The organism is Chitinophaga terrae (ex Kim and Jung 2007), from assembly GCF_900107795.1.
GTDB classification, from domain to species: domain Bacteria; phylum Bacteroidota; class Bacteroidia; order Chitinophagales; family Chitinophagaceae; genus Chitinophaga; species Chitinophaga terrae.
In genome coordinates this window covers 1-20,136 of sequence record NZ_FNRL01000011.1, presented here as the reverse complement: position 1 = coordinate 20,136, position 20,136 = coordinate 1, and the positions used below count along the sequence as shown (strand labels likewise).

The following is a 20,136-nucleotide window of genomic DNA, read 5'->3' as shown; positions in this document are numbered from 1 at the left end:
TGTTATAACAGCATAACCCTTAACAAATCCGGCTTAAAATTTGTCTGATGGGAAGTATTACGAATGTATTATTGAAAGTGTATCGTAGGTATCAAGAAGAAGTTGAATAGAAAATACATTGTATTCATATTTATTTAGTTTATCAGGCAATGTGTGTTATTAATAAAAATATTATACATTTGCGACAACCGGAACAATGCGCTATTGATGTACAATAAAATATACACTTCGTTCATCGAAAGAAAGGCTAAGAAAGAAAAGGCATTCGCGGTTTTAATAGATCCGGATAAGGTAACGCCTGCCGGTATAATTGAACTTGCAGCCAAATGCACAGCTGCCAAAGTTGATTACATCTTCCTTGGTGGCAGCTTGGTTATTTCCGACCATCTTGATGAATGCGTGCAACAACTCAAAGCAAGCTGTGATATTCCAGTTGTATTATTTCCTGGCAGCCCTTCACAAGTTTCAAAATACGCTGATGCTTTGCTTTATTTGTCAGTGATCTCCGGAAGAAACCCGGAATTGCTGATTGGTCAACATGTTGTCTCAGCTGCTGCTGTTAAAAAGAGCGGCCTGGAAGTTATTTCAACAGGGTATATGGTAATAGATGGCGGCGCGCCTACCACTGTTTCTTATATCAGCAATACCACTCCAATCCCCGCCGACAAAGCCGATATTGCGCTTTGCACAGCTATGGCAGGCGAAATGCTGGGCATGAAAGTAATCTACATGGATGCAGGCAGCGGCGCTAAAGTACCGATCACCGAATCCATGATCAATAGGGTAGCCTCACATGTACAGGCGCCTATTATCGTAGGCGGAGGGATCCGGGATGCCGAAAAGGCCTACCTGAACTGTAAAGCAGGAGCCGATATCCTGGTTGTAGGCAATGCCATCGAAAAAGATCTTTCCCTGATAAAAGAGCTGGCTGATGCAGTACACTCTGTACCGGTAAACGCCTGATAAAATAATTTAATAAAGAAATAAAGAAAGGATTTTGTAACGGTAATTCGTTCACAAAATCCTTTTTATTTTTAGGTGGAAAAGACACTATAAACTCATCATTTCCTTGAATTTTACCGCCTGCCTTCTGCTCACTTCAATCTTTTCCCCTCCTTTCATTTCCAGCAGCAATCCCCCGTTAAAGTAGGTATCGATCTTCTCGATCATACGAAGGTTGACGATATGCTTCCTGTTTGCGCGGAAAAACGTGCGCTCATCCAGCCGTTCCTCCAGTGCATTCAGCGATTTCAGGATCAGCGGCTTGTTAGCTTCGAAATACACCCTGGCATAGTTCCCTACGCTTTCGAATAAACGTATTTCCTGCAGCTTTACAAACCAGCACCTGTCGCCGTCTTTCACGAAAACCTGGTCGTTCTCCGACAGCAGGGAACGTACCCCGCCCGAGGTGGCGATCCTGTCTTTCTCATCCTGCTGGTGCAGCTTGTGAATAGCGTCGGCCAGGCGTTTAGGCTCAACAGGCTTCAGCAAATAATCCAATGCGTTATACTCAAACGCTTTCAGTGCGTATTCATCATAAGCAGTTGTAAATATCACCTGCGGCGCCTTTTCCAGGTCGGCAAGAAGATCAAAACCTGTTTTATCCGGCATCTGTATATCCAGGAATAACAGATCCGGGTGCAAGGTCTCTATTTTTTCTATACCATCCTTCGCATTCACTGCTTCTCCTACCACCACAATTTCAGGGTGATCTGCCAGTAGTTTTTTAAGTTCGCTTCTGGCGAGTCGTTCATCATCTATTATCAATGCTTTTTTCATTGGCAATATGAAGTTTGGTTGATGATTTAATATTGTTTAAAAATTTTTGTGATCATACGTTAAAAATTCCTGTCAGTACAACGGCATCACTACTTTGGCTTCCACCGTTTGCCCATCTTTGTTCCGTATCTCAAACGAGGCCTTGCTTCCGAATAACAAGCTCAGTCGCTGACGGGTACTCTGCAAACCAAAACCTTTGCCCTTATCGTCGATGATCTGACCGGTATTCTCTATAGTAATGATATGTTGCGCCCCCTTTACGGAAGAGTGAATGTTCACATAGCCCCCCATTATTATACGCGAAATTCCGTGTTTTATCGCATTTTCAACCAGGGTTTGCAACATCATTGGCGGAACCTGCAATTCCAGGGTATCCGGGTCAATATCATACTGTACAGTTAACCGCTCCTCGAAACGGATAAGTTCAAGTGCAAGGTAGTCTTTTACTATATTTAATTCATTCTCCAGGCTGACAGTCTCTGCCTTTTCCGTTTGCATAGAGCTTCTCAGGATATTCGATAACTCTGTAATAGCTGTTCTGGCCCTTTGCGGGTTTTCATCGATCAACGCCCGGATGCTGTTTAGCGCGTTGAAGATAAAATGCGGGTTCATCTGTGCTTTAATGGTTTTCAGCTCCAGCTCCTTCACAGTCGCCTCCAGCTTCAGCTGGTCTACCTGCCCCATCCTGTTACGTTCCACGTAATGCCACAAAAAATACAAAAACCACCATAAGGTGGTGATCAGCAAGGCCGACGCAATCCCTACAATTATAGGCGTGGTCAGTATTTTCAGTAAAAAGACCACTACAAAGTAATAGCCGGCATATAGCGTTAACCCCGAACCAACCATCAATCCGAGGAACAGTAATATCTGCTTTTCAAAGCTGAAATTCACCCAGTCGAGCCGGTGAATCAGGTTCCTGAAAAGATGGGTAGACAAGAAACCGAATAAGGTCATGATCAGCAACGCAATGACAAATGCCCTGAAGTAGTTTCCACCATCCCTTTTATCGTTTGTTAAGGCAAAGAATAAATTGATCAGAATATACGTAGACCACCCCAAAATCTGACACCACCAATATTTGTTTAATTGTCTGAACATTTAATCAATTTAGTAAACTATACCTATATTCCAAAAATACCCTTCCACTTCCCGCATTTAAACCTAAATGTTATAAATGGCTAATCAGCGTCAATAAATGGCACAGGGAAACAACTGAATGGCGAAATATAGGGAGAGGGAGGGAATTTCCCCATTTCAGATCATATTTTATATGTATTTTTGTTTCCTGATAAACATAAAAATCCGAGCCACAATATGAATATAAAGGCAGGTCAACTGTTAAGCCAGATCGACAACCCCGCCGATTTGCGTAAGCTGAGTAAAGAGCAGCTGCACCAGGTATGTGAGGAGCTGCGTCAGTACATTATTGACGTAGTAAGTGTGCACGGCGGCCATTTTGCGGCCAGCCTTGGCGTTGTTGAGCTGACGGTGGCGTTACACTACATTTTCAATACACCTTACGACCAGTTGGTATGGGATGTTGGCCACCAGGCCTACGGCCATAAGATCCTGACAGGACGCAGAGACGTTTTCCCTACCAACAGGAAATATAAAGGGATCAGCGGATTCCCTAAAAGGGATGAAAGCCCGTACGATACTTTCGGCGTCGGACACTCGTCTACCTCTATCTCCGCTGCGCTGGGCATGGCTATGGCCTCTCATTACAAAGGAGAATTTGACCGCCAGCATATTGCGGTGATCGGAGATGGCGCCATGACGGCCGGTATGGCTTTCGAAGCCCTGAACCACGCCGGTGTGGCCAATGCCAACGTACTGATCATACTGAACGACAACTGCATGTCCATAGATCCTAATGTGGGTGCATTGAAAGAATACCTGACAGATATTTCCACTTCTCCCGCCTATAACAAACTGCGCGACGATGTATGGAACCTGCTGGGAAAATTGCCTGTAGGCAAGAAATTCACACGCGATATGGCCTCCAAACTGGAAGCCAGCGTGAAAGGCGTAGTATCCAAATCCAGCAACCTCTTTGAGGCGCTGAAACTTCGGTACTTCGGCCCTATCGACGGTCATAATATCATCAAACTGGCAGATACCCTGCAGGACCTGAAAGATATCCCGGGGCCTAAACTGCTGCATATCGTTACTACGAAAGGAAAAGGATATGCCCTGGCAGAAAAAGACCAGACCACCTGGCACGCTCCCGGACTGTTCGATAAGATCACCGGCGAAATATTCAAAAAACCGGTTACAACTCCGCAACCGCCTAAATACCAGGACGTTTTCGGCCATACCATCATCGAGTTAGCCGAACAAAACGATAAAATAATGGGGATCACCCCCGCCATGCCTTCCGGCTCTTCCCTCAAGTTCATGATGGAAAAAATGCCTGACAGGGCCTTCGATGTGGGGATCTGCGAACAACACGCAGTAACCCTCTCTGCCGGCCTTGCTACCCAGGGTATGCGGGTGTTCTGCACCATCTATTCCTCTTTCTTCCAGCGGGCTTTTGACCAGGCAGTACATGATGTGGCCATCCAGAAACTCCCCGTGATTTTCTGCCTCGACAGGGCAGGATTAGTGGGCGACGACGGACCTACCCACCATGGCGCATACGATATCGCCTATATGAGAGGTATTCCAAACGTGATCATCAGCGCCCCGATGAATGAGGAAGAACTTCGTAACCTGATGTATAGCGCTCAGTTGCCGGATAACGACATGCCATATGTGATCCGTTATCCACGCGGCCAGGGCGTTATGCCTGAATGGCGCACGCCTTTCAAAGCGATTAAAACCGGTACCGGCCGCAAGATCCGCGATGGTAAAGATATCGCTATCCTCTCCATCGGTCATGCCGGCAACTTCGTAACAGAAGCCTGCAAAGAACTGCTGGCAGACGGCCTGCAACCTGCGCATTACGATATGCGCTTTGTTAAGCCATTGGATACCGCCCTGCTGCATGAAGTATTCCAGACCTACGATAAAGTGATCACCGTTGAAGATGGCACTATCGTTGGCGGCTTAGGCAGCGCGATCCTTGAATTTATGGCAGATAACAATTATACCGCTTCCGTTAAACGCCTTGGCATCCCCGACAGGATTGTGGAACATGGCAAACCGGAAGAGTTGCACAGGGAGTGCGGCTACGATGCCGCCGGCATCGCCAGGACAACCCGGGAAATGATGAAAGACAAGATAACTGTCACAGTTTAAATAAATGGAAAAGAGGTTGTAAAAAATACAACCTCTTTTTTTTAGCAATTGAGAATATCATGTACCTGCAGCTTCGCATCACTAATATTGTTAAAGAAACACCAGGAACAAATACTTACTTTTTTGAAGAAGCAACCGGGCAGCCTGTGACCTACACCGCCGGCCAATTCCTTACGTTCATCATCCTGCTCCATGGGAAAGAATACAGGCGTTCTTACTCTTTCAGTTCAACACCGGGAGTCGACGATTACATTTCAGTAACCATCCGCGAAAAGGAAAATGGTGAAATATCACGCCATGTACTCAAAACCTGGCAAAAAGGAGATATCGTTACCGCGGTAGAACCATCCGGCAGGTTTATCTATCAACCTTTGACCAAAGGCCCGAAAGATGTATTCATGCTGGCAGCAGGCAGCGGAATTACTCCCGTTTACTCGATCCTGAAACAAGTACTGCATGAAGATCCATCTGCCAGCATCACCCTTATATACAGCAACAGCACGCCCGAAAGAACTATCTTCTACCAGCAGCTCCTGGAATGGCAGGCCAAATATCCACAGCAATTAACCTGTGTTTTCCTTTTCAGCAACGACCCCGATTCCCACCATACATACAGGCGCCTGAATAACGCCTTGCTTGAAATACTGGTGAATAAACATATGAAGCATAATCCCGCCAATGCTTTATTCTACCTCTGCGGGCCATTCGATTACATGCGTACCATCCTGCTAACGCTGACATTCATGGGCTTTTCGGCCGATCAGCTTCACAAGGAGAACTTCGTTATCAATACCGCCGTAAAAATTGCGAAAACACCTCTTCCGCAGGAAACCGATGCAAGGAAAGTTATTATCCATTACCGGAACGAAACTACTGAGATGAAGGTTCCTGCCAATCAAACCATCCTGGAATACGCTTTGGACAATAATATACAGCTGCCATACAGTTGCAGGGGAGGCGTATGCGGCTCCTGTACAGCTCAATGTGTAAGCGGTAAAGTTTGGATGTCGGTAAACGAAGTACTGACAGATAAAGAACTGCAGGAAGGACTGGTACTTACCTGTGTAGGCTATCCCGTTACTGAAGAGGTAATATTGGAAATTTAAGAAGCTATGACAGCATGTAGCAAAGTATTGCTGCCTGGTATAACGATGCAGCAATACTTTACCAATGGCGTTTATAAATACGAGGATAAATTGAAGAGCCTACATCGATTCATTACCTGGTATAAAACGGTTGAATTCGTTCTTTAGCTCCATATATAGTTGCTGGAAAGTATCCATCCTGAGTTGCATAGTCTCGAAACTGCAAATAGGCGGGTCGTGGTGTACTACGTTAACTGGTTGGTCTGAAAGTTTCTTTGCACACTGTTTAAGATCGTGAAACATTTCATCAGCTACTTCTCGTTGGCGTAACAGGCGGTTTTCGAAATGTTCAACTTTTGCCATTACATCTTTGGGGGCGTCGCTCAGGGCTATTTGCTCTAATCTTTCTCTCATCAACTTCACTTCATTTCTTACTTCATTAACCTCTTCCTTCCAGGAAGATAATTGCTGTAATTCTTCAGAAAGTGTTGTCATTTCCATGGTACATGATTGTCTGGTTAATAATTGCTCAAACCTCATTTCCAACGCAAAATATCAAGACTTCAAATTACCGGTAAAGACCACTATGAAGATACGACAATTTTAAAGACAGCTCTTTATTTCAGTTCTTCTTTTGGTAAGTACTCCTTAAATTCGGGGAAATGCGCCATCGCTTCCAGGATACCGGCTGCGCCTATTTTTCCGGCCTGTAGCACATGCGGCATATTTGCAGTGCTTTCAATTAATGCAGGCTCGGCGCCGCCAACAACCACACCTTTAAAGCCGGCTTCAAACAGTGCCAGATCGTTCATTGAATCGCCGGCTACTAACACCTTCTGATGAGGAAATGCCAGCACTTTTAATAACTCGGTCAGCGTAAAGCCTTTATTTACTCCATTAGGTAAAATATCCAGGTATTTGCCTGCAGACAAGAGGAGGTCGCACTGCCAGGTAGCAGCCAGGGTCCGGGCGTTTTCAATATCTGTATGCTCGTCGTAGTAGTAAGAACAACGGTATTGCTGATGTGCTTCCTGGTGCAGCAATCCTTTCACTTCTTTCATCGATTCTCTTACTGCCTCTCCGGGCCAGCGGGAGGCGATTAAAGACTGTACAGGCTCTACAGACTCCAGGGTAGCAAAATGTGTAACGGTTGCGCCAACATCGCAGATCATGTAATCGGGCCGGGGAATAAAATCATCTTCCAGCAGGTTCATTACGCTGCGTACGCCGCGGCCTGTAACAAAAACGAGGGTAATGTCTTTATTCTGTTTAAGCAGTGTGTATAAGAGTTGGCGACTGTGTATATCTCCTCCTAAAAAAGTTCCGTCAAGATCTGTTGCTAGTATCATGCTAAAATACGCTATAGTGGCTGTAATAAAAGTATAAAAAAAAGATCAGCCTTTCAGCTGATCTTTTTATATAACGGGTTAGTAAGAAAAATATTCTGTAAGAGCTATTGTAACATAGGAACATCTATCAACAAAAACTCTGCCGCTTTGTTCACTTTGATCAACTCTTCAGTATATTCTGATAACCCGATTGCATCACGTTTATTCAATACTTCTCCAGCAACTTCTATTTCGCCATCCAATACAAACAGGTAGGTACCCATATTTTCACCTTTCGATTTAATGCTGGTTGGTTTACCTGCATCGAACTTCCCTAATGTAAACCATGCATCCTGGTGCAGCCACAGGTTACCGGCAGTACGATCCGGTGAAATGATCTCCTGTAATGTATTTTCGCGGGCCGCAGGATCAAATGTCTTTTGCGCATACCTTGGCGTTACATTTCTTTCGTTCGGGAAGATCCAGATCTGCAGGAAACTAACATCTTCAGTTTTTGAAGCGTTGAATTCTGAATGCACCACACCGGTTCCTGCACTCATCAGCTGCACATCATTCCTCCGTATCACTTCCTGCTTGCCTGTATTATCTTTATGTTCCAGCGCGCCCTCTAAAACGATAGACACAATTTCCATATTATCATGCGGGTGTGCGCCAAAGCCCATTCCTCCTTTCACAGAATCGTCGTTCAACACTCTCAATGCACCAAAGTGGATCCTTTCTGGGTCGTAGTAATTCGCGAAGCTGAAAGTATGATGGCTCTTTAACCAGCCATGATTTGCAAATCCTCTTGAAGCAGCGCGATGTATTATCTTTTTCATAACTCTTCCTTTTTTTAACACTACAAAGATCGCTCTCTACCTCCCCTAAAGAAATGGATGAACCCCCGAAAAACGTGGACTATTTCACGCAGAGGCGCTAAGAAGGCAAAGAGGCGTAAGTTTTTTTAAGGGAGCAAAGATGTTAAGGAGAGAAGATTGTAGCGGATTTTAAGAGAGATAACGTGGACTATTTCACGCAGAGACGCTAAGAAGGCAAAGAGGCGTAAGTTTTTTTTAAGGGAGCAAAGATGTTAAGGAGAAAAGATTGTAGCGGATTTTAAGAGAGATATGGATATAATAATGTAATGATAAAAAGCAAAGAAGAAGAAAACCATGTTATACAACACAATCTTCTCCTCCTTTGCTTTCTTAATTTCCCTTAAAAAATCTTACGCCTCTTTGCCTTCTCAGCGCCTTTGCGTGAAAAAAGCAAAGAAGAAGAAAACCATGTTATACAACACAATCTTCTCCTTCTTTGCTTCCTTAATTTCTCTTAAAAAATCTTACGCTTCTTTGCCTCCTCAGCGCCTTTGCGTGAAAAAAAACATGTTATACAACACAATCTTCTCCTCCTTTGCTTTCTTAATTTCCCTTAAAAAATCTTACGCCTCTTTGCCTTCTCAGCGCCTTTGCGTGAAACTAAGCAAGCGTAGCTTCGCTGGTGATAGTAGCGTTCAGCAGTTTGCTTACAGGGCAGTTTGCTTCTGCATCCTTAACGAATTCTGCGAACTTAGCGGCATCCAGGCCAGGTACGCTGGCTTTTACTTCCAGGTGGCTGGTAGTGATAGTACCGTTATCTAAAGTGATAGTGCATTTAGTGTCGATGCTGGTTGGAGTAAAACCTGCGCCTGAAATAACGAAGCTCAGTTTCATAGTAAAACAACCGGCATGTGCGGCAGCGATCAGTTCTTCTGGGTTGGTACCGATACCGTCTTCGAAGCGGCTGGAAAAAGAATACTGAGTGCTGTTGAGTATAGTCGACTGGGTAGTTAAAGTACCTTTACCTTCTTTACCGGTACCTTGCCAGTTTGCAGATGCGAATCTTTTCATGTTTTATTTATTTTTTTCGTTAGAAAAATGCAGTGCGGAGGCCCAAATTACGAAAAAAAAGGAAAAAGCAATGATAACAAAATGCTATCTCCCATAACATAAAAAAAGAGGAAAAGATTGGCCTTTTCCTCTTCTCTTTTTGCATTCATCTAATTCCGACCCGGAAAGGATCAGATGATCTCTACGAGATCATCCAGGGATTTACGCACTTTCCTGGCATGTTGCATCTTATCGTCCGAAGCTCTGAACCCGATTGCAGCAATCACAACTGCTGACAATCCCTTTTCTTTCAGTTCTAAAATATCATCGTACTGTGCCGCATTGAATCCTTCCATCGGGCAGGTATCAATACCTTCTACCGCAGCTGCAGCCAATAAAGTACCTAATGCGAGGTAAGCCTGTTTGGAAGTCCATACTGCTGTTCCTGTCTCGTCTAACTGTCCTACCACCTGCTTCATCATGCCCGAAAACCCCGCCAGGCTCTCCAATGGAATATTGCGGGTATTGGCAATATTCTGCATATAGGCGTCTACGTGTTTATTGCCCAGGTCTGTATGCCTCGCAAATACGAGCAGCTGAGACGCATCTGTGATCTGTGACTGGTTATTTGAAGCGGCTTTCAGCTTCTCTCTAACTTCAGGATCTTCGATCACCAGTATTTTATAGGGTTGCAGCCCATAAGAAGAAGCTGATAACCTGGTTGCCGCCAGCAATCTGTTCAACTGTTCAGCGGTCAGTTTCCTGGTTGGATCAAATTTCTTCACGGCATAACGCCACTCCAGTTTCTCTATAATATTCATATATCCAAAGCAGGAGGAATAATGGGAGGGCCATTATTCCCCCGTTCTTTTATTGCTGTTTAACCATTTGTACACTTGCCAGCAGGCGAACTTCATCACTTAACAGTAAACCTCCGGTTTCGGTAGTTGCATGGAATGTAAGACCGAAGTCCTTACGATTGATCTTACCGCTCAGTTCAAATCCTGCTTTGGTCTGACCATAAGGGTCTACCACTTCACCGCCAAATTCAACATTCAGCTCCACAGGGCGGGTGTTTCCTTTGATAGTCAGATCGCCTGTTACTTTGTAGCTATCGTCATCCACTTTTTTCACTTCTTTAGAAACGAAGGTCAGCTTAGGATAAGTAGCCGCTTCAAAGAAATCTGCAGCCTGCAGGTGCTGATCCCGCTGTGCATTCTGGGTAGAGATACTGTCTACATCCGCTTCAAAAGTGATATTTGCGGTACTGAAATCGTTGCCGGTTGTTTCCATAGTTGCATCAAATTTTGCAAACTGACCGGTTACGGTAGTGATCATCAGGTGTTTTACTTTAAACTGTACATCACTGTGAGAAGGATCTATTTTCCAGGTAGCCATATTGTGTATTGTTTTAGTTTTATTAAGAATTTTAGTTTTTATAAGCTGCCCCATTTACCGGCATTGTAGTCGTTGATCGCAGTAACAATTTCCTCTTCGGTGTTCATTACAAACGGGCCGTAAGCGAAAATCGGTTCGTTGATAGGTTCGCCGCTCAGCAGCAACAGGTTGGTATCCTGTGTGGCGGTGATGGTAATTTCCGTACCATCCTGCCCGAACAACGCTGTTTGCACCGCTTTTACTTCCTGTTCGTTGATCTTCGCCGCTCCCTGCATTACAACAGCAACTGTATTGAAATGTGCAGGAATAGAGAAGGTCTGGGTATCGCCGGCCTTGATATGCACGTCGTATACATTCACCGGCGAAAAGGTAGTGGCAGCGCCTTTAACCTCGTTATATGTTCCGGCAATCACTCTTACAAAGCTTCCTTTATCGTTTGTTATTACCGGGATGTCTGCTTTGGTAAGGTTCTGGTAAGCGGGAGGGGTGTTTTTGTGAGCTTTGGGAAGATTTACCCACAGCTGTGCGAATTCACCTTTTCCGCCCTGTTTGCTGAATTCTTTACTGAATTTCTCTTCATGCAGGATGCCTGCACCAGCGGTCATCCACTGTACGTCGCCAGGGTAAAGTTTACCTTGACTGCCTGTAGAGTCCCTGTGTTCCAGTTCTCCCTGGTATACGATAGTTACTGTTTCAAAACCTTTATGCGGGTGTTCGCCTACTCCTTTAGGTTGCGGAGCAGGTGGAATGTAGTTGGGAGCGGAGTAGTCCATCATAATAAACGGACTGATCCTGTTGTTTTCAGACCGGGTGCCCCCAGGAAGGGTGCTCTGTACCCTGAAACCGTCGCCCACCATATGCGGTGCGGCAGCTATAACGATTTGACTGATGTTCTTTTGTGTTTTCATAATGTCTCCTCAAACTTGATAACACAAAATTACATGTTACAACACCATTTTGGAATGGATAAAACGCCGCGAGTGATGGACTTTTTTAATCCATACTTTTTTAGGAGGCAAACGGGCTTACTGAAGTGCGGGAAGCGTCCTTAAATTCGGATGGACTTTGGTTGGTGTACTTTTTAAAGAAACGGCTGAAATAATGGGGATCGTCGAAGCCTAGTTTATAGGCAATTTCTTTGGCTGTCAGGTCGGTGTTGTATAAATAGCGTTGGGCCTCTAAAATAACCCGGTTCCTGATATGTTCGCCTGCCGTAATACCTGAGAGCTGCTTGCTGATCTCGTTCAACAGAACGGGCTTTATATGCAGCAAAGCGGCATAGTCGGATACCGTTTTAAGAATAGTATATTTTTCCTCTATGAGGTTTTTGAATTTAAGGAAGATAGAGCTGTTATGGGCAGCATGCTGATCGGGGCTGATCGCCACATTTTCGCCCTTGATACGGGAGGCCAGTACCAGGAAATACCGGAGCAGTCCATGTAAAGCCATTTCATATTCAGGTTCCCGTGTGGTCAGTTCTTTCATCATTAACCTGACTACTGCTTCTATATCCTTTTCCTGTTCGTCGTTCAGGTGAATAATGCTGCTGAACTGGTTGTTGAAGAAAAGACCGGAATTGATGCCCGAAACCTGTGTCTGGTCTTTCAGGCACATAAATGCGTCGCGGAACGCGATCATATATCCTTCGATCTTATCGCTTGCCTGCAGGTTATGCACCTGGCCGGGGGCGATAAAAAAGAGGGTGTTTTTCTTAACCTCGTAAGTGGTTGCATCGATGGTATGGAGGAGTTTACCCCTCTTTATCCAATAGATGGTATAGAAATCATGACGATGGGGTACGCCTATCTGGTCGAAGAAGCTGTTTCCCAACTCGCATAGCCCCGAAACTACAAACCCGGGATCCGCCTGTGCATATTCAGGCAGTGTTACAATTCCGATATTATCACGTTTCTCAGCCATCTATTACAACTCCTGCTGGTTCTTCCTCCCTGTCGGAAGGATCTATATATTCAATAATAAAATTATTTCTTCCTTCTCCCACCATAATTCCCAGGTGTTTCATCTGTACCAGTTCCAACATGCTGAGGAAGAGGAAAATGGCATGTACCCTGTCTTTACAGTGATCGAATATCTTTTCGAAAGATAAGGTCCTTTCAGCGCGGGCCAGTTCTTCCATGTACATCCTCGAGCCTTCCATGGTATAATCGTATTTATATACCACGTGCTGGGGCTTATTATCCCGCTCTTTCATCCGCTGGATCACCTTTTCGAAGGTCTTGGCCAACTTGAAGAGGGTAAGCGTCTGTACTTCTGTTCCTTCGCTGGTGATTTCACCTATCTCTGCCAGTTCCTTGGCAATATTCCCGCGTTTTACCTGCAACATGCGCTCTGCTTCCATTTCCGCTAATTCGGCAGCCGCAATCTTGTATCGCTTGTATTCCAGGATCTTATCTATCAACTCCATTCGCGGATCAATCTCGTTGCCTTGTTCATCCAGTTCTTTACGCGGAAGCAACATTTTAGCCTTGATGCGCATCAGCGTAGATACAAACAGGATAAACTCGCTGGCCAGCTCGATGTTCAGCGATTCGATATGATGGATATAATCCAGGAAGTCCTGCGTGAGTTTATTGATGGGGATATTATAAATATCCAGCTCATCACGCTCGATAAAGAACAGCAACAGGTCAAACGGCCCTTCAAACTGCGGTAACTTAATCTTATAGACAGGTGCTTGTTCGCTCACGTTAATATTTTTTTATGTCGCGGAGGGTCCACGCAAAGACGCAAAAGAAGCAAAGACGCAAAGGAATTACTTTAAGGAAATAAGGAAGCAAAGAGACAGAGAGCGGAGATTGTGTGATAAGTATTGTAAAAAATAATATCATCCACCTCCCTTTCTTTACAAAATTCCTTTGCGTCTTTGCTTCTTTTGCGTCTTTGCGTGAACCCTTTTATCAAAAATAACGAAAATAGTCCGAATCAGAACTTAGCCGCAAACCCGACCCCTATCACCTGTTTGACCTGCAGTCGGGGGCCCATAACGCCAGTTTCCTTATTTTCAAACACTTTCACATCATCATCATATATCATATCAAGCGTCAGTAAAGCTGATATCCATTTATTTACCTTGAGTTCCAGGGCATTGGTAAAAAATATGTCTACGTTTTGTGGATTATGGCGATAATCGGAGAAGAGGTCTAATCTTCCTTTATAGCTCATATTTTTTGCAAAGGTCTTTACGTAGTTGGCAGAAAGATAGGCGCCAATCTCGTACCTGAAATGCTTTCCTGTATCTACCCCGTACGCTCCCTGGCTTGCCAGGAATTTATCCATTACCAGCACAAAGCGGGAAGTGACAGGAGAAAGGAATAAGGAGAATGAATTATCCGGTTTATAGTCGAAACCTGGTGATACCAGTATATAAGCTGGTGAAAAGAATTTGGAAGATAATGTTTTGGTAGTATCGTTCGGGTAGAGATAACCATTGGCAAATTGCGTACGCAGGTTCACAAGGCCGCTTACATACCATTTTTTGCCTATTTCATAACCATATTTGGAGGTAAGATCTATACGGTCGTCGCTTTTCCTGCCACCCAGGCTGGTAGTATTGATATACCCAAAAGCCAGGTCGGCAACGTTATCCCACGACCTTCTTCCATTCTTGTAAAACGCCCACGCATATACGTTGGAACCTATTGAGAAGGAAAATTTATCGCCACCCGCAGCCCAGTTGGTAAGTGATCCCTGGTTGATGTTAACGTTAAGGTTCATTCCTTTTCTCCATACTCTGCTGGACGTGTCTGAATCATCCTTTTTAATTTTCCCGGCTACTTCTTCTCTTGATTTCTTCGTCCAGTCGTTTTGCGCCTGCAGCGACATGACTCCCAGCAGCAAACAGGCAATGGATAAAGTAAATTTCTTCATTGATTTATGTTTAAGGTAAGTATATACGACTTTTACCGCCAGGTGGATGTTCCTGGCGGTTTAGAAAATAAGTTTAAAATATTTTGTCAGGATTTCTTTTTTAATTCGTCTCTGATCTCGATCAGCAGTTTGTCTGTAGATGAAATTTCAGGTGCTGCAGGTTCTTCCTTCTTCTTTTGGGTAAGTTTATTCACGAACTTAACCAACAGGAAAATACAGAAAGCGATGATCAGGAAGTCGATCACGCTCTGTATGAATGCTCCGTAAGCAAAAACCGCAACGCCTTTGGCTTTTGCATCGGCCAGTGAGTGTACCGGTTCTTTACTGGTGTCCAGTTGTACGAAGAGGTCATTAAAGCTTCTGCCTTGTGTGAAGAGGCCAATAATAGGCATCAGGATGTTGTCTACCAACGATGTAACGATCTTTCCAAACGCACCACCAATAATCACACCCACAGCCAGATCCATTACATTGCCCCTCATGGCAAATTCTTTAAATTCTTTGAAGAACGACATAATGCAAGGTTTTTATTGAACAAAAAATAAATGACAAAGCTACAAAGGCATTTTTATTTCTTCAAACGTGGATACTTCATATTCAAAGCCTTAAGTGTATCCCTTAACGTTAGTGCCACCAGGTATTCTTTATACCAGTTCTGATCTGCCGGTACAATTAACCAGGGTATATAGTTGCAGTTATTAATAGCATCCTCGTATGCATCCATATACTTATCCCAGAGTTTAGACTCCTCGATGTCCTGTTCGTTGTACTTCCACATCTTGCGCGGATCTTCCGTTCTTTCCACCAATCGCTGCTGCTGGGCTTCGTGCGATACATGCAGGTAACATTTGATGATCTGGGTATTGTTATGCACTGCTAACAATTTCTCGAAATCATTGATCGCGTTCATTCTTTTTGCAGCGGTTTTATCATCTATCCATTTATGAACCCGTTGTATCAGGATATCTTCATAGTGCGAACGGTTGAATACCTGTATCATTCCTTTGGCCGGCGCCTGTTTGTGCACCCGCCACAGGAAATCATGGTCCGATTCATCTTTGGTTGGTGCTTTAAACGAATATACTGTTACACCCTGTGGGTTTAATGTTCCCGTAACATTTTTAATAACGCCATCTTTCCCGCTGGCGTCCATTCCCTGAACAATAAGCAGGACGCTGTATTTATGCTGGGCGTATAAGAGGTTCTGGAGCTCGTCCAGTTCTTCCAATATCTCACGGGTAGCGGCTTTTACTTTGTCTTTGTCCAGTTTTTTCGGGGCATTGGTACTAATTGATGAGAGCTTAATTTTGGCCATATAGATGCATTCTTATCATTAAATTTAACAAAATCAGCCCATAACTGTTTTGTACGATGAATTATATTTTAATCCCCCTACCTTTATAGCCTGAAATAACACCCATGAACCAACGATTTGCTAACTGGGGAGTCTTCGTATTATTATCCCTTACGTGGGGAAGTTCGTTTATTTTAATGAAGATCGGCCTGGAATCTTTTACCCCTTACCAGGTAGCCAGTTTACGGCTGGTAGCCGCAGGACTGGCCCTGTTGCCCTTTTTACCAAAAGCATTGAAACAAACGCCTGCTGCCAAGTTACCGGTTATATTCCTTTCCGGCTTATTGGGTAACGGGATACCCGCTTTTTTATTCTGTTTGGCAGAAACAGAAATAGACAGTTCCCTCGCAGGTATACTGAACGCTCTAACCCCGCTGATGGCATTACTTTCCGGGATTGTAATATTTAAAAGCCCGTTTTGTAAAGAACAACTTACAGGTATCGTATTAGGCCTGGCAGGGGTGATTTTACTATTTACTTCTAAAGGTATCAGTTCTAACGGGCATTGGTATTATGCCTTGCTGGTAATCCTGGCAACCATTAGTTACGGTGTAAATATCAGCCTTGTTCATCATAATTTAAAAGGATTCAGTTCTATACAGCTGGGAAGTATTGCGATGTTCTTTTGCGGCCTTCTTACTTTTCCTGTCCTCTGGTTTAGCAATTTCTTCCCGCAGTTTGCGGGGCCGGATGCGCCATGGCGTTCTCTTTCTGCCGGGCTGGTATTAGGGGTAATGGGAACCGGCGTGGCGGCTGTATTATTTTTCTTACTGATCAAACGTGCGGGATCTGTGATGGCATCCATGGTGGCCTATGCCTTGCCGCTGGTAGCAGTAGGCTGGGGTATTGTGGCAAAAGAAAGCATCACATGGATCCAGGTATTCAGCATGGCGATCATCCTGCTGGGTGTGTACCTGGTGAACGTAGCCAGCAGAAAAATGCATTAACTTAACTGATAACAAAAGAGGTTGCACCGTTCGGATGCAACCTCTTTTGTTATACTTTATAAGTAGGAAAAACGTCGTTAACTATATTGACATAATTTCTTTTTCTTTTGCTTCACAGTGTTTATCTACCAGCACGATGTGCTTATCCGTCATTTGCTGGATATCTGCTTCGGTGTCTTTAGCTGTATCTTCGCTCAATCCTTCTTTCTGTAATTTCTTCACTGCTTCAATAGCATCGCGACGGATATTGCGGATAGCGATTTTAGCCTGTTCGCCTTCGTTATTCACCCGTTTTACGAATTCTTTCCTGCGTTCTTCTGTTAACGGAGGAAGGAATAAACGAATGATCACACCATCATTTTGAGGGTTAATTCCGATGTTAGCTGCGATGATAGCCCTTTCGATAGGTTGCAGCATATTTTTTTCCCATGGCTGTATAGTGAGGGTACGAGCATCGGCTACACTTACGTTAGCTACCTGGTTAAGCGGGGTAGGAGCTCCGTAATAGTCAACATTAATACCATCCAGGATTTGTGGATTTGCTTTTCCGGCCCTGATTTTAGTAAGCTCTTGTTCCAGGTGACCAAGAGCCTTCTTCATTGTGCTTGCAGCATCTTCAATGATAAGCGTTAGATCGTCTTGCATAACAGATAAAGTTAAGTGCGTGCAAACCTACAGGTTTTCTTTTAATCGTCAAAGTCACGATAAAGAATAGGCAGGGATTTGGTCCCTGCCTAGCCGTTAAACTCTTTTATTTATCTTGTAAGACCCCGTCTGTGGTCACTCTTAGTATTTTAGTACCGTCTTTGACCGGGGTAGTTGTAATAGGTTGTAAAACCGGTTCGGGGATAACCTGGGCCGCCATCCGTTTCTTCCTGGCCATATATAAGAAGCCTGTAAAGAAGGTGGCTGAACCGATGACAATCATCAGGAGAAGTGTAACACCAAGACCTTGCAGGATAAACGCTCCCAGGATGTAAGCGGCATTGATAGCCACTGATACCAGGGTGGTTTGCCTGTGGTTCAGTTTAAGATCAAGCAGGTAGTGGTGAATATGGTTCCTGTCTGCAGAGAAAGGCGATCTGCCTTGCAACATGCGAACTGAGAATACTCTTAATGTATCGAACAATGGAACAATAAGGATAGCGAATGCGACTGCCGGGGTGGATGAAATCGGCATCTTGGCGGCAGGATTGCCTGCAACCTCGATAAATTTCAGGACCAGCACAGCATTTACAAGCCCGATCAGCAATGATCCTGTATCGCCCATAAATATTTTAGCCGGAGAGATATTGTATATAAGAAAGCTGGCTAAACCGCCTGCCATTGCAAAACCGATCACTGCATAAGTAAGCTCTCCCACATGCAGGAAGTAAGCGCCTAATACCGCACTCACCAATAAGCCTATACTACCGGCATGGCCATCAACACCGTCAATAAGGTTAAATGCATTGATGATCACTATAAAGGTGAAGTAAGTAAAGATGAGGCTGATATTAGGAGGAAGTGTATATATACCGAAGATACCGTACATGCTCGTGAGCTGCAGGTTGCCAAGGTAAATAATTGCGAAAGAGGCGGCTAATTGTCCGATTAGCTTTTTCAGAGGCGATAATCCTACGAGGTCATCTTTCATTCCCACCATGAAGATGATGAAGAATGCAGCCATCATATACTGGAACGGGGAGTTGGCTACGGCTGGTACACAGATAGCGGTAGCGATGATGAAACCAGAAAAGAATCCGATTCCGCCCAGCGTTGGAATACGCTTTTTGTGGGTCTTTCTTGCGTCCGGTTCGTCGTATAAATGCTTTAATTCCGCAACCTTGATCAGAATTGGAATTGAAAAATAGGTTACCACAAAACTCAGGACGGTAGCAATTAATACATTCTCCATTGGTGGGGCTTAATTGTGCAAAGATATTAATTTCAACCAAATGTGAAAAAGAAAGGCTGAAAAATTTGAAAATTTTGAATACTTTGGACCCGCAAAAAAATAACAACCGCCACAAAATCTTCTAAAACTTATTAGTTTTGCGGCTCTAAAAATAACAACTATCATGCCACAGCTTACAGATATTGCTACTCAGATCAGACGAGACATTGTCAGAATGGTTCATGGCGTTCAAAGTGGCCACCCTGGTGGTTCTTTGGGATGTGCCGACTTCTTTACCGCTTTGTATTTTAAGGTGATGGACCACAAGCCTGAACCATTTGATATGGACGGTAAAAACCAGGATCTGTTCTTCCTGTCTAACGGTCACATCTCTCCGGTGTTTTACAGTGCGCTGGCCCGTTCAGGTTATTTTCCAGTACAGGAGCTCAGCACTTTCCGTAAGCTGAACAGCCGCCTGCAAGGTCACCCTACTACCCACGAACACCTGCCTGGTATCCGTATGGCTTCAGGCTCGCTGGGTCAGGGTATCAGCGTGGCTATCGGCGCCGCCCTAACGAAAAAACTGAATAAAGATAAGAACCTGGTATTCTGCCTCACCGGAGATGGTGAACTGGAAGAAGGACAGATCTGGGAAGCACTGATGTTTGCCCCGCATAATAAAGTCGACAACCTGATTGTAACTGTAGACCTGAATGGACAACAGATCGACGGTACAACTGCTGATGTAGCTGGCTTGGGCGATGTTGGAGCAAAATTTAAAGTATTTGGTTGGGAAGTATTGGAAATGAATGGAAATGATATGGATGATGTGGTTGCAGTACTGGAAAAAGCTAAAAGCCTCACCGGTAACGGCAAACCGATCGCCATCATGATGAAAACCGTAATGGGACAAGGTGTCGACTTCATGGAAGGCCACCACGAATGGCATGGTATTGCCCCTAGCGACGAACAACTCGCTAAAGCCCTCGCACAATTGCCTGAAACCCTGGGCGATTATTAACCTAGTTTCACGCAAAGATTCTGTGTTTAAAACCAAATAATATTTAACTTAGTAGTCTATAAGGCAACCTAAGTTAGCCTGTTTAGAGAGTTGTACTTGTACAGCTCTCTAATTTTTTATAGTATAGTTTATCGTAGGGAACTTGCTTTTTAAAGATAATAAAGGTCATCTCCAACAATTTCCTTTGTATAGCAGCAATAGCTTTCTTTTTTATACCATGTCTTGCAACTAGTTTATTAAATATATCTTTAAAGTGATCATCACTTCTGATAACGGATAAAGCGGGTAGGTAAAAGGCCTTTCGTAGGTGTCTATTACCCTTTTTAGACAATCTGGGTTTGCTTTTAAC

Annotated in this window: 22 protein-coding genes; 5 read left to right on the top strand and 17 right to left on the bottom strand. The window is 44.2% G+C overall.

From position 1 onward, the window contains the following. Positions 1-207 precede the first annotated feature (207 nt). The gene (locus BLV62_RS13285) at positions 208-963 is read left to right on the top strand and encodes a phosphoglycerol geranylgeranyltransferase (RefSeq protein WP_089762382.1); all 756 of its coding nucleotides are present in this window, start codon (positions 208-210) and stop codon (positions 961-963) included. A gap of 87 nt (positions 964-1,050) precedes the next feature. Here BLV62_RS13285 and BLV62_RS13280 read toward each other — a convergent pair whose 3' ends face one another. Then, complete coding sequence (locus BLV62_RS13280) at positions 1,051-1,779, bottom strand: LytR/AlgR family response regulator transcription factor (RefSeq protein WP_089762380.1); 729 nt, start codon at positions 1,777-1,779, stop codon at positions 1,051-1,053. A gap of 72 nt (positions 1,780-1,851) precedes the next feature. Continuing rightward, positions 1,852-2,880 carry a sensor histidine kinase gene (locus BLV62_RS13275; protein WP_089762379.1) on the bottom strand — a complete coding sequence of 343 codons (1,029 nt, stop codon included), beginning with the start codon at positions 2,878-2,880 and terminating at the stop codon, positions 1,852-1,854. 216 nt (positions 2,881-3,096) lie between these two features. Between BLV62_RS13275 and dxs the strand changes: the two genes are divergently transcribed. Together dxs and BLV62_RS13265 are read left to right on the top strand one after the other, a co-directional pair. Continuing rightward, complete coding sequence (gene dxs, locus BLV62_RS13270) at positions 3,097-5,022, top strand: 1-deoxy-D-xylulose-5-phosphate synthase (protein ID WP_089762377.1); 1,926 nt, start codon at positions 3,097-3,099, stop codon at positions 5,020-5,022. 59 nt (positions 5,023-5,081) lie between these two features. Next, positions 5,082-6,128 carry a ferredoxin--NADP reductase gene (locus tag BLV62_RS13265; RefSeq protein ID WP_089762375.1) on the top strand — a complete coding sequence of 349 codons (1,047 nt, stop codon included), beginning with the start codon at positions 5,082-5,084 and terminating at the stop codon, positions 6,126-6,128. A 99-nt stretch (positions 6,129-6,227) separates the two neighbouring features. On the opposite strand, the gene BLV62_RS13260 is transcribed toward BLV62_RS13265, so the two are convergent. The 12 genes from BLV62_RS13260 to BLV62_RS13205 form a co-directional block, all read right to left on the bottom strand. Beyond that, the gene (locus BLV62_RS13260) at positions 6,228-6,608 is read right to left on the bottom strand and encodes a hypothetical protein (protein ID WP_089762374.1); all 381 of its coding nucleotides are present in this window, start codon (positions 6,606-6,608) and stop codon (positions 6,228-6,230) included. 116 nt (positions 6,609-6,724) lie between these two features. Further along, complete coding sequence (locus BLV62_RS13255) at positions 6,725-7,456, bottom strand: HAD-IIB family hydrolase (RefSeq protein ID WP_089762373.1); 732 nt, start codon at positions 7,454-7,456, stop codon at positions 6,725-6,727. 104 nt (positions 7,457-7,560) lie between these two features. After that, positions 7,561-8,274 (bottom strand): pirin family protein, encoded by a 714-nt coding sequence (locus tag BLV62_RS13250; protein ID WP_089762371.1) that lies wholly within the window; start codon positions 8,272-8,274, stop codon positions 7,561-7,563. A gap of 639 nt (positions 8,275-8,913) precedes the next feature. Further along, positions 8,914-9,324, bottom strand: coding sequence for an OsmC family protein (locus BLV62_RS13245; protein WP_089762369.1), 411 nt, complete (start codon positions 9,322-9,324; stop codon positions 8,914-8,916). Positions 9,325-9,494: 170 nt separating this feature from the next. Continuing rightward, a complete protein-coding gene (locus tag BLV62_RS13240; protein ID WP_089762367.1) occupies positions 9,495-10,124 on the bottom strand; it encodes an NAD(P)H-dependent oxidoreductase in 630 nt (209 codons plus the stop codon). Between the two features lie 49 nt (positions 10,125-10,173). Beyond that, on the bottom strand, positions 10,174-10,701 hold the full coding sequence (locus tag BLV62_RS13235) for a YceI family protein (protein WP_089762591.1): 528 nt from the start codon (positions 10,699-10,701) through the stop codon (positions 10,174-10,176). Positions 10,702-10,739: 38 nt separating this feature from the next. Then, complete coding sequence (locus BLV62_RS13230) at positions 10,740-11,609, bottom strand: pirin family protein (protein ID WP_089762365.1); 870 nt, start codon at positions 11,607-11,609, stop codon at positions 10,740-10,742. 100 nt (positions 11,610-11,709) lie between these two features. Continuing rightward, the gene (locus tag BLV62_RS13225) at positions 11,710-12,621 is read right to left on the bottom strand and encodes a helix-turn-helix domain-containing protein (protein ID WP_089762364.1); all 912 of its coding nucleotides are present in this window, start codon (positions 12,619-12,621) and stop codon (positions 11,710-11,712) included. Beyond that, positions 12,614-13,408: a segregation and condensation protein A gene (locus tag BLV62_RS13220; RefSeq protein ID WP_089762362.1), complete on the bottom strand. Its 795-nt coding sequence runs from the start codon at positions 13,406-13,408 to the stop codon at positions 12,614-12,616. The genes BLV62_RS13225 and BLV62_RS13220 overlap by 8 nt, the downstream gene beginning before the upstream one ends. A gap of 236 nt (positions 13,409-13,644) precedes the next feature. Then, positions 13,645-14,589, bottom strand: coding sequence for a DUF3078 domain-containing protein (locus BLV62_RS13215; protein ID WP_089762360.1), 945 nt, complete (start codon positions 14,587-14,589; stop codon positions 13,645-13,647). A gap of 86 nt (positions 14,590-14,675) precedes the next feature. Then, positions 14,676-15,104, bottom strand: a complete 429-nt coding sequence (gene mscL, locus BLV62_RS13210) for a large conductance mechanosensitive channel protein MscL (protein WP_089762358.1) — start codon at positions 15,102-15,104, stop codon at positions 14,676-14,678. Positions 15,105-15,157: 53 nt separating this feature from the next. Then, positions 15,158-15,904 (bottom strand): PPK2 family polyphosphate kinase, encoded by a 747-nt coding sequence (locus BLV62_RS13205; protein ID WP_089762357.1) that lies wholly within the window; start codon positions 15,902-15,904, stop codon positions 15,158-15,160. Between the two features lie 104 nt (positions 15,905-16,008). On the opposite strand from BLV62_RS13205, the gene BLV62_RS13200 reads away from it, so the two are divergent. Continuing rightward, a complete protein-coding gene (locus tag BLV62_RS13200; protein WP_089762355.1) occupies positions 16,009-16,890 on the top strand; it encodes a DMT family transporter in 882 nt (293 codons plus the stop codon). An 81-nt stretch (positions 16,891-16,971) separates the two neighbouring features. Here the strand turns inward: BLV62_RS13200 and frr are convergent, their stop codons facing one another. Both frr and BLV62_RS13190 read right to left on the bottom strand, forming a co-directional pair. Then, on the bottom strand, positions 16,972-17,535 hold the full coding sequence (frr, locus tag BLV62_RS13195) for a ribosome recycling factor (RefSeq protein ID WP_089762353.1): 564 nt from the start codon (positions 17,533-17,535) through the stop codon (positions 16,972-16,974). Positions 17,536-17,641: 106 nt separating this feature from the next. Then, positions 17,642-18,787, bottom strand: a complete 1,146-nt coding sequence (locus BLV62_RS13190) for a glycosyltransferase family 4 protein (protein ID WP_089762351.1) — start codon at positions 18,785-18,787, stop codon at positions 17,642-17,644. A 163-nt stretch (positions 18,788-18,950) separates the two neighbouring features. Between BLV62_RS13190 and BLV62_RS13185 the strand changes: the two genes are divergently transcribed. Beyond that, complete coding sequence (locus BLV62_RS13185; protein ID WP_089762349.1) at positions 18,951-19,787, top strand: transketolase; 837 nt, start codon at positions 18,951-18,953, stop codon at positions 19,785-19,787. Positions 19,788-19,869: 82 nt separating this feature from the next. Here BLV62_RS13185 and BLV62_RS13180 read toward each other — a convergent pair. Next, positions 19,870-20,136 (bottom strand): transposase (locus BLV62_RS13180; protein ID WP_139170151.1); only part of this gene is annotated, 267 nt, incomplete at its 5' end.